This window comes from Pseudomonas sp. BIOMIG1BAC (assembly GCF_001705995.2).
In the GTDB taxonomy this organism is placed as follows: domain Bacteria; phylum Pseudomonadota; class Gammaproteobacteria; order Pseudomonadales; family Pseudomonadaceae; genus Aquipseudomonas; species Aquipseudomonas sessilinigenes.
Genome location: NZ_CP049045.1, coordinates 5,877,665 through 5,891,778, shown reverse-complemented (window position 1 = coordinate 5,891,778; position 14,114 = coordinate 5,877,665). Strand labels below are relative to the sequence as shown.

Here is a 14,114-nt window from a genome sequence, read left to right as displayed (position 1 = left end):
CCCTCACTTTGCGTGATATGGCGCCAGGAAGTTTGCCGGTATGATAGGCGCCCCCCGCAGTCTGGATTGCGAATACGCCATGACCTTGCAATACCCAACCATCGCCGATTGCGTCGGCAACACTCCGCTGGTTCGTTTGCAGCGCCTGCCTGGCGCCACCAGCAATACCCTGCTGCTCAAGCTTGAGGGCAACAACCCGGCGGGTTCGGTCAAGGACCGCCCGGCACTGTCGATGATTACCCGTGCCGAATTGCGCGGGCAGATCCAGTCCGGCGACACGCTGATCGAGGCGACCTCGGGCAATACCGGTATCGCCCTGGCCATGGCTGCGGCGATCAAGGGCTACAAGATGATCCTGATCATGCCCGACAACTCCAGTGCCGAACGCAAGGCGGCGATGACGGCCTATGGTGCCGAGCTGATCCTGGTCAGCCAGGAAGAAGGCATGGAAGGCGCCCGTGACCTGGCCGAGCGGATGCAGGCCGAAGGGCGTGGCAAGGTCCTCGACCAGTTCGCCAATGGCGACAATCCCGAGGCCCACTACACAGGGACCGGCCCGGAGATCTGGCGCCAGACCCAGGGCAGCATCACCCACTTCATCAGCTCCATGGGCACCACCGGTACCATCATGGGGACTTCGCGCTACCTGAAGGAGCAGAACCCCCAGGTACAGATCGTCGGCCTGCAGCCGATGGAGGGCGCCGCCATTCCCGGTATTCGCCGCTGGCCCGAGGAGTACCTGCCGAAGATCTACCAGGCCAGCCGCGTCGATCGGATCGTCGATATGGCCCAGCGTGAGGCCGAGGACGTGACCCGGCGCCTGGCTCGCGAAGAAGGCATCTTCTGCGGCGTATCGTCCGGCGGTGCGGTGGCGGCGATGCTGCGCTTGTCCCGTGAGGTGGAAAACGCGGTCATGGTCGCGATCATCTGTGACCGTGGCGATCGTTACCTGTCGACCGGCATTTTCGATGCTCCCAACTGATGGCTAAGCACGAGAGAGGCCTGCGTTTCCAGCCAGCGGGCGGCACCCGCGCGCCACAGGTGCCGGTGGGCAAGAAACAGCGCCTGACCATCCAGCGCCTGGCCAATGACGGTCGTGGCATTGCATTCGTCGAGGGCCGCACCTGGTTCGTCAATGGCGCCCTGGCTGGCGAAGAGGTCGAGGCACGAGTCCTGGGCGCCCATGGCAAGGTGGTAGAGGCCCGGGCCGAGCGGATCTTCAATGCCAGCGAATTGCGTCGCCCTGCGGCCTGTGCCCACGCCGGTCGCTGTGGCGGTTGCAGCGTCCAGCATTTGCCCCACATTGAGCAGCTTGCCCTGAAACAGCGCATGCTCGCCGAGCAGTTGTCCAAGGTAGCGGGTGTCGAGCCCGAGGCCTGGGCCGCGCCCCTGAGCGGGCCGGAGTTCGGCTATCGGCGCCGGGCCCGTGTGGCGGTGCGCTGGGATGCCAGGGGCAAGCAGCTTGAAGTCGGTTTCCGTGCAGCCGGCAGCCAGGACATCGTCGCCATCGACGACTGCCCGGTGCTGGTACAGGCCTTGCAACAGATCATGAGCCGTTTGCCGGCCATGTTGCGGCGCTTGAGCAAGCCTCAGGCGCTGGGCCATGTCGAGTTGTTCAGCGGTTCGGCCCTGGCCGTGTTGCTGCGGCATATGGCGCCGTTGTCCGAAGCCGACCTGGGGATTCTCAAGGACTTCTGCGATTTCCATCAGGCGCAGTTGTGGCTGCACGGTGAAGGCGAGCCGGAGCCATTCGATGCGTCCCAGACCCTGGGCTTTCGCCTGGAGTCGTGGGGCCTGCACCTGGCTTACCGGCCGGGGGATTTCGTTCAGGTCAATGCCGGGGTCAACGAAGCCATGGTGGCCCAGGCCCTGGAATGGCTGGCTCCGCAAGCCGGTGAGCGGTTGCTGGATCTGTTTTGCGGTCTGGGAAATTTTGCCTTGCCGCTGGCCCGGCAGGCTCGGGAAGTGGTTGCCGTGGAAGGCGTGGCGACCATGGTGGCGCGAGCGGCAGAGAATGCCGCCAGCAATAATTTGCATAACACCCGCTTTTTTCAAGCCGATTTATCCCAGCCTCTGGGTGCTGCCGAGTGGGTCGGTGAGGGGTTTTCTGCGGTACTCTTGGACCCACCCCGCGATGGTGCTTTCGAGGTGGTTCGCAAGCTTGCGGACTTGGGCGCCAAACGGTTGGTGTATGTGTCATGCAATCCGGCAACTTTGGCTCGTGACACGGTCGAACTGACCAGGCAGGGCTACAGGTTAAAACGTGCCGGGATTCTCGATATGTTTCCTCAAACGGCGCATGTCGAGGCCATGGCGTTATTCGAAGCGAGCTAGGATGGCTTGTCTAATCCGACTGGTCCTCAAGGCCTGGCTCGCTGGCCCTGCGAGCAAGGCCTGAGTGTTGAAGGTCAGCGATTTGACGTACTGAATGTGCGTCGTAGGGAAGGTAAAGCAAGATGGTACAGGTGAGAGCGCACCAGCCGGTCAACACCGATGGCAGTATCAATCTCGAGGCGTGGCTCGATCATACGGTCAGCGTCGACATGGCACTGGACCGTGAAGCGTTGAAAGAGGCCTGCGAGTTCGCTCGTGAGGCCGAGCAGCAATACATCACGACGAAGAGTCTCGGCACCGAGGATGCATCGTGTTTCAGCACGGGCCTGGAGATCGCCGAGATTCTCGCCGATCTCAAGCTGGACCAGGATTCGCTGGTCGCCGCGGTGCTGTACCGTGGGGTCCGTGAAGGGCAGATCCCGCTGGCGGCGGTCAGCCAGCGCTTCGGTCCGGTGGTGGCCAAGCTGATCGACGGTGTGCAGCGCATGGCGGCGATCACCGCCAGCCTCAGCCCTCGGCAGTCCCTGGTGCTGGGTACCCAGACCCAGGTTGAAAACCTGCGCAAGATGCTGGTGGCCATGGTCGACGACGTGCGCGTGGCCTTGATCAAGCTGGCCGAGCGCACATGCGCGATCCGGGCGGTGAAGGGCGCAGATGAAGAGAAGCGCAACCGGGTCGCGAGGGAAGTCTTCGACATCTACGCGCCCCTGGCCCACCGCCTGGGTATCGGGCACATCAAGTGGGAGCTGGAGGACCTGTCCTTCCGTTACCTGGAGCCCGAGCAGTACAAGCAGATCGCCAAGCTGCTGCACGAGCGGCGCCTGGATCGCGAGCGCTTCATTGCGGATGTGATGAGCCAGTTGCAGAGCGAGTTGCAGGCTACCGGGGTCAACGCCGATATCAGCGGCCGGGCCAAGCACATCTATTCCATCTGGCGCAAAATGCAGCGCAAGGGCCTGGAGTTCAGCCAGATCTACGACGTGCGCGCCGTGCGGGTCCTGGTGCCGGAAATGCGCGACTGCTACACCGCGTTGGGCATCGTCCACACCCTGTGGCGACATATCCCCAAGGAATTCGACGACTACATCGCCAACCCCAAGGAAAACGGCTACCGCTCGTTGCATACCGCGGTAATCGGTCCTGAGGGCAAGGTGCTGGAGGTGCAGATTCGCACCCATGCGATGCATGAGGAGGCGGAGCTGGGCGTCTGCGCCCATTGGCGCTACAAGGGCACCGACGTCAAGTCCGGTTCCAACCATTACGAAGAGAAGATCTCCTGGTTGCGCCAGGTGCTGGAATGGCACGAGGAACTGGGAGACATCGGCGGTCTGGCCGAGCAGTTGCGGGTGGATATCGAGCCGGACCGGGTGTACATCTTCACTCCCGACGGCCATGCCATCGACCTGCCCAAGGGCGCCACGCCGCTGGACTTCGCCTACCGGGTGCATACCGAGATCGGCCACAACTGCCGGGGCGCGAAGATCAACGGTCGGATCGTGCCCCTCAACTACAGCCTGCAGACTGGCGAGCAGGTTGAGATCATCACCAGCAAGCATGGCACTCCGAGCCGCGACTGGCTGAACCCGAACCTGGGCTACGTCACCACGTCCCGGGCACGGGCAAAGATCGTCCATTGGTTCAAACTGCAGGCTCGCGACCAGAACGTTGCTGCAGGCCGGAGCCTGCTGGAGCGCGAACTGAATCGCCTCGACCTGCCGCAGGTCGATTTCGACAAGTTGGCCGATAAGGCCAACATGAAGATCGCCGAAGATATGTTTGCAGCCCTCGGTGCCGGTGATTTGCGCCTGGCGCAATTGGTCAACCTGGCCCAGCAGCTGGTAGAGCCCGAGCGCGGCAATGAGCAGTTGGAGCTGATTCCACGCAAGGCAACCGGTTACAAGCCGGGCAAGCGCGGCGACATCCAGATCCAGGGCGTGGGCAACCTGATGACCCAGATGGCCGGTTGCTGCCAGCCGCTGCCGGGGGATGCCATCGTCGGTTACATCACCCAGGGCCGTGGTGTCAGCATCCATCGCCAGGATTGCGCGTCGGTGCTGCAGCTGGCGGGTCGCGAACCCGAGCGGATCATCCAGGTCAGTTGGGGGCCGGTGCCGGTGCTGACCTATCCGGTGGATATCATCATCCGCGCCTATGATCGTTCCGGCCTGCTGCGTGATGTGTCCCAGGTGCTGCTCAACGAGCGGATCAACGTGCTGGCAGTCAACACCCGCTCGAACAAGGAGGACAACACGGCGTTGATGTCCCTGACCATCGAGATCCCGGGGCTGGACGCGTTGGGGCGTTTGCTGGGACGTATCTCGCAGTTGCCGAACATCATCGAGACCCGGCGTAACCGGACTCCATGACAGCCCAGGACATGAACGACCCCATGTATAGCCTTGACGACCTGCTTCACTTGATGGCCCGCCTGCGCGACCCGCAATACGGCTGCCCCTGGGACCTCAAGCAGAGCTACGCCAGTATCGTTCCCCACACTCTGGAGGAGGCCTATGAAGTGGCCGATGCCATCGAGCGTCGCGACTTCGATCATCTGCCAGGTGAGTTGGGGGACTTGCTGTTCCAGGTGGTGTACTACAGCCAGTTGGCCAGGGAGGAGGGGCGTTTCGAATTCGCTTCGGTGGTGGATGGCATCACCCGCAAGCTGATTCGCCGCCATCCCCATGTGTTCCCGACTGGGGACCTCTATGCGCCGCTGGATCTGCCTCGGCTCGATGAGGAACAGGTCAAGGAGCGTTGGGAGCAGATCAAGGCCGAAGAGCGTGCCGAGAAGGCCAGCGTGCCACAGCAGCTGTCGTTGCTGGATGACGTGCCCATGGCCTTGCCGGCCCTGTCCCGCGCGGCCAAATTGCAAAAGCGTGCGGCCCAGGTTGGTTTCGACTGGCCTGAAGCCTTGCAGGTCGTGGACAAGGTTCGCGAGGAGCTGGACGAGGTGCTGGAGGCCATGGCCGACAACGACATGCCCGCCATCACCGACGAGATGGGCGACCTGCTGTTTGTCGTGGTCAATTTGGCCCGGCACCTAAAGGTTGACCCGGAAGCCGCCCTGCGTGGCGCCAATGCCAAGTTCGACCGGCGTTTTCGATTTATCGAGCAGGCATTGCGCGATACCGGTCGTCCCATGGAAGATTGCACCCTTGAAGAGTTGGACGCCCTGTGGGGCGAAGCCAAGCGCCAGGAAAAGAATTTGCCCAGCTGCGGCTGAGGCCGTAGCCCAAGTGAGTGAGTACCATGAGCCTTTCCCTTCGCGACCAGTTGCTCAAAGCAGGACTGGTCAACCAAAAGCAGGCCAAGCAGGTCGGCAAGGACAAGCAGAAGCAGCAGCGCCTGGCCCACAAAGGCCAGGCGGTGCTTGACGACTCCCAGCAACGTGCGGCCCAGGAAGCCATGGCCGAGAAGGTCAAGCGCGACCAGGAGCTCAACCGCCAGCAGCAGGAGAAGGCCGAGCAGAAAGCCCGTGCAGCACAGATCAAGCAGTTGATCGAGGTTTCGCGCCTGCCCAAGCTGAACACCGAGGACTACTACAACTTCGTCGATGACAAGAAGGTCAAGCGCCTGTCGGTGAATACCCTGATGCGTAACAAGCTCAGCAGCGGTTCCCTGGCCATCGTTCATCATGGCGGTGGCTATGAAGTGATCCCCCGTGAGGCGGCATTGAAGATCCAGGAGCGCGATCCCCGTCGTATCGTGCAGATGAATACCCCTACCGAGGCGCCGGACGAAGACGATCCGTACGCGGCCTACCAGATCCCTGATGACCTGATGTGGTAACTGGCCACAGACGACAAACCCCGCTCATGGCGGGGTTTGTCGTTCATGGAGGTGGGGACCGGCGTGGAGATCCGTCACTACCAGGTGAGCCTTGACTCAGGAGCTCTGCAGAGCGCGCTGTTGTTCAAGCTTTTCCAGTTCCGCCTTGTAGCTATGGGCATCGCTCTCGGAATGGAACATGCCTACCAGTATGTCTTGTTGATGCACATCCCAGATGCGCACGCCTGCGGCTACGCCTTCATGGGACATGTGTGAATCGTCGCGTTCAGTCACTTTTACAGTCATCTGCTAGCTCCAATCTCTGTTGATCTGCAGCAAGGCATGTGCAGGACTCTGTTATATATTTTGTTAGCTTGCTAAGTAAATTGCCTGGGTTTGCAATAAACCTTTGCAAAAACGAAAACAATGCTGCAGCCCGCGAAAGCCGTGGCATTTCGCCGCAGGGCGGAAAGTTTCATGACAAAAGTTTCATCTTCGCGATCTTGCATCGCCATTTCGGGGGGAGGGCGAACGGCCAGATTTCGGGCAAAAAAAAGCCCCGCGTCTAGCGGGGCTTCGTGTAGCTATCGGCTCAGCTGCCCTTGACGGTCTTGCCGTCGACGGTGCCGTTGAGGAGCATGATGTTGTACTCCTTGCCGTCGGTTTCCACCTGCTGCAGACGCACTAGCAGGTAATCCCAATCCTTGGCGAACCACATCACGGTGGTGCGCTTGCTTTGTGTCGGATCGCGTACGCGCTCGACCTTGATCGCGTCGATCTGGCCGGCCTTGGTGTCGACCTTTTCCGAGCCCAGCACGCGGAAGTCGTAGGTGTCGACGTCGTTACCATCGACCACTTGGTAGCTCATGGTCTTCTTGCCGGCCGCTACGTCATGCTGCAGGGCCAGCTGGTAGGTGGACTTGTCCACCATGCCGGTGTTCAGTGGCAGTTTTACCGCGTCGCCACGATCGCTACCGGTGACCATCTTCGCGGTCCAGTCGAAATCCAGATCGGATTTCTTGGCCTTGCCCAGGCCGCCGCGTTCGAAGTGATAGGACTGGGGAACCAGGGCGTCCTTTTCCAGGGTCAAGGTGCTTTCTTCAGTCAGGCTGGCGATCATCATCGACGCCTTGAAGCTGAGTTTCCAAGCGCCGTTGGCGGTTTTTTCCAGGCTGCGTTCAGCTGTGCCGCTCATGGGCAATTGCTTCCAGTCGGCGGTGTAGCTGGCGGAGAATGGGTGAAGATCTGCCGCCTGCACAACCGGCAGGGCGAACAGAGCACAAGCGAAGAGCAGGGCGCGACGCATAAAATCTCCTAGGTTCGAATCAAATAACCGCTGGCGGCCAGTAATTTGCCGTCCAGTAAAGCACCTTGGTCGCCGAGCGTCAGCCGACCCTCGGCAAACCAGCGTACTGCCATGGGGTAAATCCGGTGTTCCTGAACGTGTACTCGCTGCGCCAGGCTCTGGGGCGAGTCGTGCAACTCTACCGGGATCACAGCCTGTACGACCAGAGGCCCGCCATCGAGTTCCTCGGTGACGAAGTGCACGCTGCAGCCATGTTCCGTGTCCTTGGCCTCCAGCGCCCGCTGATGAGTATGTAACCCTTTGTATTTGGGGAGCAGCGAAGGGTGGATATTCAGCAGGCGGCCTTGGTAGTGGCGGACGAAACCGGCGCTGAGGATGCGCATGAATCCGGCCAGCACCACCAGTCTTGGCTGGAAGGTGTCGATCAGTTCGATCAGGGCTTGATCGAAGGCCTCGCGGCCTTCGAAGGTGGTGTGATCGAGGAAGCGGGTAGCGATGCCCGCGTCCTTGGCGCGCTGGAGGCCGTAGGCATCGGCGCGGTTGGATATCACGGCAGCGATGCGGGCCGGGTTGTCGCCGGTCCGCAGGTTGTCGATCAAGGCTTGCAGGTTACTGCCGGTGCCGGACAGCAGCACCACAACATCACAGGTCGGCGACATCCGCTCTTGCATCAGTGAGCCTTGAGGTTCTTCAGTTCAACCTGGGCTGCGCCCTCGGCGGCAGTGGCAATCTGGCCGATGACCCAGGGTTGTTCGCCAGCTTCGCGCAGCACTTGCAGGGCGTTGTCGACCTGGTCCTGGGCTACGCAGATGACCATGCCCACGCCGCAGTTCAGTACGCGATGCATTTCATGTTCGTCGACGTTGCCCTTTTCCTGCAGGAAGTCGAACACCGCCGGACGCTGCCAGCTGGCCACATCGACCACCGCCTGGGCGCCTTTTGGCAGCACGCGCGGGATATTGTCCAGCAGGCCGCCGCCGGTGATGTGGGCCATGGCCTTGACTGCGCCGGTCTGCTTGATCAGCTTGAGCAGTGGCTTGACGTAGATGCGGGTCGGGGCCATCAGCAGGTCGGCCAGTGGCTTGCCGTCGAGCTGGGTGCTGTCGATGTCGGTGCCGGACACTTCGAGGATCTTGCGGATCAGCGAGTAGCCGTTGGAGTGCGGGCCGGAGGAAGGCAGGGCGATCAGGGCGTCGCCGGTGACCACTTTCGAGCCGTCGATGATCTCGGCTTTTTCCACCACGCCGACGCAGAAACCGGCCAGGTCATAGTCCTCGCCTTCGTACATGCCGGGCATCTCGGCGGTTTCACCGCCCACCAGCGAGCAGCCAGCCAGTTCGCAACCGGCGCCGATGCCGGTGACTACGGTAGCGGCCACATCGACGTTGAGCTTGCCGGTGGCGTAGTAGTCCAGGAAGAACAAGGGCTCGGCACCGCAGACCACCAGGTCGTTGACGCACATGGCGACCAGGTCCTGGCCGATGCTGTCGTGCTTGTTCAGGTTCAGCGCCAGGCGCAGCTTGGTGCCGACGCCGTCGGTGCCGGAGACCAGCACTGGCTGCTTGTAGCCGGCCGGGATCTCGCAGAGGGCGCCGAAGCCGCCCAGGCCACCCATGACTTCAGGGCGTGCGGTGCGCTTGGCTACGCCCTTGATGCGTTCGACCAGTGCTTCGCCGGCGTCGATGTCTACACCGGCGTCTTTGTAGCTCAGGGAGGGTTGCTTGCTCATTGATCCAGGCCTTTAAGGGGATTCAGGGATATCGACCGAATCAATGAGACCGCTGATGCACTGTAAAAGTGATTCAGGGGCCCCGCTGATGGCGGTCTGCGAAGGCGCGCGATTTTATCAGGCTTGAGGGGCAGCGGCCATCCTCGGGCCGACGGGGAGGAGCATATCCCGCGAAAAAAACCGCGATTGCCCATGTTGGTGCTTCCGCCCATGCCTGTATAAGGTATAGCGCTCTAGTGGCTATCGTTATGACAGCGCGAAAAACAATCGAGCGGCAGGTGAATGTTTTGCCGAGGCTTGTGGTCACAGCCTTGTCCGCCGTACTGCATGCGTGCTGTTTCAACCGTTTTCTGTCATCGAGAATTTTCCATGCGTTTGGGTCGATTTCTATTTGTGGGCTGTTTGTCATTGGTCAGCCTGGCCAGTCATGCCGAAACCTTGAATGGCCTGTATCAGGTGCGTGAGCCTGTGAGCAGCCAATCGCCACAGGAGCGCGACCAGGCGACCCAGCGGGCCCTGGAGACCCTGGTGCTGCGCCTGACCGGAGATGCCAAGGCGGCACAGGCGCCGGGCCTGGAAGGGGTTCGCAAGGACCCGCAGCAGATTATCAGCCAGTACGGTTATGACGCCGGGCCACCGGAAAGCCTGCAGGTGGACTTCGATCCGGTCAGCACTGACCGGGCCTTGCGCCAGGCTGGATTGTCGCTGTGGGGGAGTAACCGTCCGTCCATCCTCGGTTGGTGGTTGAGTGACTCTACTGAAGGCTCGACCCTGGTCGGTGATGGCCAGGCCAGCGCGGCACCGCTGCGACGAGCCGCCCAGCATCGCGGCTTGCCTTTGCGTTTGCCGCTGGGGGACCTGGACGAACAGATCGTGGCCACTGCGCCCAACTTGGAGGGCTCCGATCCGGCACCGCTGCGCGCGGCCTCGGAGCGTTACGGTGCGGATGCGTTGCTGGCGGTACATGCCCGTGAAGAGGGAGGGCAGTGGCAGGCCAAGTGGCGACTGTGGTTGGGTGAGCAGAAGGAACAGGGAACTGTCCAGGGCGCGGATACCGCGGCCCTGGCCGATGCAGTGCTGTTGGCCGTGAGCCAGCGCCTGGCGCCACGTTTCGTTACCCGTCCAGGTGTTTCCAGTGAGCAACTGCTTGAGGTGCAGGGCATGAATCTTGAGCATTACGCTGCCTTGGGCCACCTGTTGGAGCCTTTTGGCGCGCAATTGCGTAGCGTCGATGGTGATCGGATCGTCTATCGGGTCAATGGCAGTGCCGAGCAGCTACGAGCGCAGTTATCCCTGGCCAAGTTGCAAGAGATTCCTGCCGAGCAGGCGCAGGCAGCGCCTGTGCCGGGTGCCGTGGGTGAGGCGCCGGTCGCTGCCCCGGGCTCTGTGGCGCAACTGCGCTTTCGTTGGTAGCGGGTGTTTTCCTTCTATATAGAAGCAGGGGTGCTTTATGGTTGATGCCCGTCGTTGGGTCTGGTTGGGTGCGGCGCTTCTGGTTTGTGGGTTCTTCTACCTGCTGCATCCGATCCTGAGCCCGTTCCTGGTGGCGCTGCTTTTGGCCTATCTGTTCGATCCGCTGGTGGATCGCCTGGAAAAATGGGGCTTGTCGCGTACCTGGGGGGTAGTCGCGGTCTTCGCCTTGTTCATCCTGATCGTGATGACGTTGCTGTTGGTCCTGGTTCCCATGCTCGCCAAGCAGTTGGTGCGGCTCTATGAGTTGGCCCCGCAGATGCTCGACTGGGTGCAGCACACTGCGATGCCCTGGGTCCAGTCCAGGTTGGGGCTGGCCGATGGTTTCTGGAAGTTCGACAAGGTCAAGGCCGCGATCAGCGAACATATGGGGCAGACCACCGATATCGTCGGCGTGGTGCTGAGCCAGGCCACGGCTTCGGGGTTGGCGCTGATCGGCTGGTTGGCCAACCTGGTGCTGATCCCGGTGGTCGGTTTCTATCTGTTGCGTGACTGGGACCTGATGATGGCCAAGATCCGCAGCTTGTTGCCGCGTAATCGTGAGGAGCGCGTGGTGGCGTTGGCGGGAGAGTGCCACGAAGTGCTGGGGGCCTTTATCCGTGGGCAGCTGCTGGTGATGCTGGCGTTGGGGGGGATCTACGCAGCGGGGTTGATGGTGGTAGGGCTGGAGCTGGGCCTGTTGATCGGGCTGATTGCCGGGCTTGCGGCCATCGTGCCGTATATGGGGTTCATCATCGGCATCGGTTCGGCCTTGATTGCCGGTCTGTTCCAGTTTGGCGGCGACCTGTACCCGATGATCGGTATCGTTGCGGTGTTCATGGTGGGCCAGGCCCTGGAGGGCATGGTCCTGACCCCCCTGCTGGTTGGCGATCGCATAGGCCTGCATCCGGTGGCGGTGATTTTCGCGATTCTTGCCGGTGGAGAGCTGTTCGGCTTTACCGGTGTATTGCTGGCCTTGCCTGTGGCGGCGGTGATCATGGTTTTGGTACGCCATGTGCACGACCTGTACAAGGACTCGGATATCTACAGTGGCGCAGAAGATCCCGACCTGTAGTGGGGGGGGGCGGGGGGTTGAGCATGGGCTGGATGCCATTCAGTCTGTCAAATAAGCCCCTGGAGTCCTTTTGGTTCACGCAAACCTTTGATTTTGCTTGTGGTCTGCTGCATTGTGCGCTCGGCGTCACGAGTATAAACTTTGCAAACTTTACACTGAGGCCACTAACGGTTCGTTCGGAACTGTTCAGTCAGCATGAAACCGATTCAGCTGCCCCTGGGTGTGCGTCTGCGTGATGACGCCACCTTCATCAACTACTATCCAGGCGCCAATGCCGCTGCACTCGGCTATGTCGAGCGTCTTTGCGAAGCCGACGCCGGCTGGACCGAAAGCCTGATTTATCTCTGGGGCAAGGATGGCGTGGGTCGTACCCACTTGTTGCAGGCTGCGTGCCTGCGCTTCGAGCAGTTGGGGGAGCCTGCGGTATACCTGCCGCTGGCCGAGTTGCTGGATCGTGGTATCGAGATTCTCGATCACCTGGAGCAGTATGAGCTGGTGTGCCTGGATGATCTGCAGGCCGTGGCTGGCAAGGCTGACTGGGAAGAGGCGCTGTTTCACCTGTTCAATCGTTTGCGTGACAGCGGTCGGCGCTTGCTGATCGCAGCGTCGACCTCTCCGCGTGAATTGCCTGTGAAACTGGCGGACCTGAAATCACGCCTGACCCTGGCGTTGATCTTCCAGATGCGTCCGCTTTCGGATGAAGACAAGTTGCGTGCCCTGCAGTTGCGCGCCTCCAGGCGGGGCCTGCACCTGACCGACGAAGTCGGGCACTTTATCCTGACGCGTGGTACCCGCAGCATGAGTGCGTTGTTCGAGTTGCTCGAGCGTCTCGACCAGGCTTCCTTGCAGGCGCAGCGCAAGCTGACCATTCCTTTCCTGAAGGAAACCCTGGGCTGGTAAGGATGGTTTTCCAGTCATCCTGTGGGGTTCGGGCATAATTCAGGCGCCAGAAAACGCGCCTTTGGAAGGGCTTCCAAGGGCGGGTGCGGCTTAAATGGGCTTAAAGCCTTAGATGTACGCAAGAAACTCATAAGTCACATTCTGATCGATTGAATTTGCAAATGAGGGCGATAGAAGGCATAGTCGCTACTTCTTTTATTCAAGCCACGGTCGTGCCCATGCTAAATCGCTTCGCACCCCTCGTGCCTCTCGCACTCGTTACCCTGTTGTTTGGTTGCGCTTCCCATACTCCGGTGTCGCAGCAACAAGTCGTACAGCAGGCTCAAGTCACTACCAAGAACCAGTCTTCCGCTGTTTACCAGGAAGAGCTGGCAACTGAAAAGGAACTGGCAGAATTCGCTGACAGCAAGCCTTATCAGTTGCCAGTTCTGGCTGACAGCATTCTCGAGCGCGGCATGTCCCTGATTGGTACCCGCTACCGTTTCGGCGGGACCTCCGAAGCCGGCTTCGATTGCAGTGGGTTCATTGGTTATCTGTTTCGTGAAGAGGCAGGCATGAATCTGCCTCGCTCCACTCGCGAAATGATCAACGTCAAGGCTCCCCTGGTTGCGCGCAACAACCTCAAGCCGGGTGATCTGCTGTTCTTCAGCACCAATGGCCGCGGACGTGTCAGCCATGCCGGTATCTACCTGGGGGATGATCAGTTCATCCACTCCAGCAGCCGTCGTAGTGGTGGCGTGCGGGTCGACAGCCTGGGTGACAGTTACTGGAGCAAGACCTTCATTGAAGCCAAGCGCGCACTCGCCATGGCTCCAACCGTAGTCACCGCGCGTAAATAAGCAGACTATTTGTAGGGCGAAGTTAAAGTCTTACTTGAAGTTTGGCGCGTAGGCGCTAGAATCCTGATCTATTGTTGAAACAAACCGCGTAAGCCTCGCTTACGCGGTTTTGTTTTCAGTACCACGGCAGAGAAAGCCGCATCCCGATCAGGATTGTTCAGCTTATGTCGACCTCGGCCCGTATCGCTCTCATCGTCCTCGCCGCGCTGCTCAGCGCTTGTGCCAGCCGTACTCCGCCTCCTGCGCCCGTGGTGCGTGCTCCGGTATTCAATTCCTCCCAAACCTTTTCTCCGGTTGCCGAAGATGTGCTGTTTCGTGCCTTGGGCCTGGTGGGTACGCCTTATCGCTGGGGCGGCAATACCCCTGACTCAGGTTTCGATTGCAGTGGGCTGATCGGTTATGTGTACCGTGATGCCGCTGGTATCTCGCTGCCGCGCTCGACTCGCGAGATGATTGGCATGCAGGCCCCGGATGTGGGCAAGAACGCGCTGCAAACCGGTGACCTGATCTTCTTCGCCACCAATGGCGGCTCCCAGGTCAGCCATGCGGGGATCTATGTCGGCGAAGGACGTTTCGTGCATGCCCCGGCCACTGGCGGCACAGTGAAGCTCGACAGCCTGTCCAAGGCCTACTGGCAGAAAGCCTACCTGAGCGCCAAGCGCGTGCTGCAGCCGGAACACTTGGCGCACAATCCATAATCATTTCTTGTCGAGG

The 14,114-nt window shown here is 60.8% G+C and carries 14 protein-coding genes; 10 read left to right on the top strand and 4 right to left on the bottom strand.

From position 1 onward, the window contains the following. Positions 1-79 precede the first annotated feature (79 nt). The 5 genes from cysM (at position 80) to ATY02_RS27145 (ending at position 6,123) form a co-directional block, all read left to right on the top strand. The gene (gene cysM, locus ATY02_RS27165; RefSeq protein WP_068587579.1) at positions 80-982 is read left to right on the top strand and encodes a cysteine synthase CysM; all 903 of its coding nucleotides are present in this window, start codon (positions 80-82) and stop codon (positions 980-982) included. Further along, a complete protein-coding gene (gene rlmD, locus ATY02_RS27160) occupies positions 982-2,334 on the top strand; it encodes a 23S rRNA (uracil(1939)-C(5))-methyltransferase RlmD (protein WP_068587514.1) in 1,353 nt (450 codons plus the stop codon). The genes cysM and rlmD overlap by 1 nt, the downstream gene beginning before the upstream one ends. Positions 2,335-2,456: 122 nt before the next feature. Further along, positions 2,457-4,700 carry a GTP diphosphokinase gene (gene relA, locus ATY02_RS27155; RefSeq protein ID WP_068587512.1) on the top strand — a complete coding sequence of 748 codons (2,244 nt, stop codon included), beginning with the start codon at positions 2,457-2,459 and terminating at the stop codon, positions 4,698-4,700. A gap of 23 nt (positions 4,701-4,723) precedes the next feature. After that, the gene (gene mazG / locus ATY02_RS27150) at positions 4,724-5,557 is read left to right on the top strand and encodes a nucleoside triphosphate pyrophosphohydrolase (protein WP_068587510.1); all 834 of its coding nucleotides are present in this window, start codon (positions 4,724-4,726) and stop codon (positions 5,555-5,557) included. A gap of 26 nt (positions 5,558-5,583) precedes the next feature. After that, the gene (locus ATY02_RS27145; protein WP_068587508.1) at positions 5,584-6,123 is read left to right on the top strand and encodes a DUF2058 domain-containing protein; all 540 of its coding nucleotides are present in this window, start codon (positions 5,584-5,586) and stop codon (positions 6,121-6,123) included. A 96-nt stretch (positions 6,124-6,219) separates the two neighbouring features. On the opposite strand, the gene ATY02_RS27140 is transcribed toward ATY02_RS27145, so the two are convergent. From ATY02_RS27140 to purM, 4 genes are all read right to left on the bottom strand, one after another. After that, on the bottom strand, positions 6,220-6,408 hold the full coding sequence (locus ATY02_RS27140; RefSeq protein WP_083236070.1) for a hypothetical protein: 189 nt from the start codon (positions 6,406-6,408) through the stop codon (positions 6,220-6,222). Positions 6,409-6,694: 286 nt separating this feature from the next. Then, positions 6,695-7,408, bottom strand: coding sequence for a DUF3108 domain-containing protein (locus ATY02_RS27135; RefSeq protein WP_068587505.1), 714 nt, complete (start codon positions 7,406-7,408; stop codon positions 6,695-6,697). Between the two features lie 8 nt (positions 7,409-7,416). Next, positions 7,417-8,067 (bottom strand): phosphoribosylglycinamide formyltransferase, encoded by a 651-nt coding sequence (gene purN / locus ATY02_RS27130; RefSeq protein ID WP_068587576.1) that lies wholly within the window; start codon positions 8,065-8,067, stop codon positions 7,417-7,419. A gap of 11 nt (positions 8,068-8,078) precedes the next feature. Next, the gene (gene purM, locus ATY02_RS27125) at positions 8,079-9,137 is read right to left on the bottom strand and encodes a phosphoribosylformylglycinamidine cyclo-ligase (RefSeq protein ID WP_068587503.1); all 1,059 of its coding nucleotides are present in this window, start codon (positions 9,135-9,137) and stop codon (positions 8,079-8,081) included. 369 nt (positions 9,138-9,506) lie between these two features. Between purM and ATY02_RS27120 the strand changes: the two genes are divergently transcribed. From ATY02_RS27120 to ATY02_RS27100, 5 genes are all read left to right on the top strand, one after another. Beyond that, on the top strand, positions 9,507-10,550 hold the full coding sequence (locus ATY02_RS27120) for a DUF2066 domain-containing protein (RefSeq protein ID WP_068587501.1): 1,044 nt from the start codon (positions 9,507-9,509) through the stop codon (positions 10,548-10,550). A 37-nt stretch (positions 10,551-10,587) separates the two neighbouring features. Beyond that, a complete protein-coding gene (locus tag ATY02_RS27115) occupies positions 10,588-11,661 on the top strand; it encodes an AI-2E family transporter (protein ID WP_068587498.1) in 1,074 nt (357 codons plus the stop codon). A gap of 195 nt (positions 11,662-11,856) precedes the next feature. After that, complete coding sequence (gene hda / locus ATY02_RS27110) at positions 11,857-12,561, top strand: DnaA regulatory inactivator Hda (protein ID WP_068587496.1); 705 nt, start codon at positions 11,857-11,859, stop codon at positions 12,559-12,561. Between the two features lie 218 nt (positions 12,562-12,779). Continuing rightward, entirely contained in the window at positions 12,780-13,400 is a 621-nt protein-coding gene (locus tag ATY02_RS27105) for a C40 family peptidase (protein ID WP_068587494.1), read from the top strand. Between the two features lie 164 nt (positions 13,401-13,564). Next, positions 13,565-14,098 (top strand): C40 family peptidase, encoded by a 534-nt coding sequence (locus ATY02_RS27100; protein WP_068587492.1) that lies wholly within the window; start codon positions 13,565-13,567, stop codon positions 14,096-14,098. Positions 14,099-14,114: the final 16 nt, after the last annotated feature.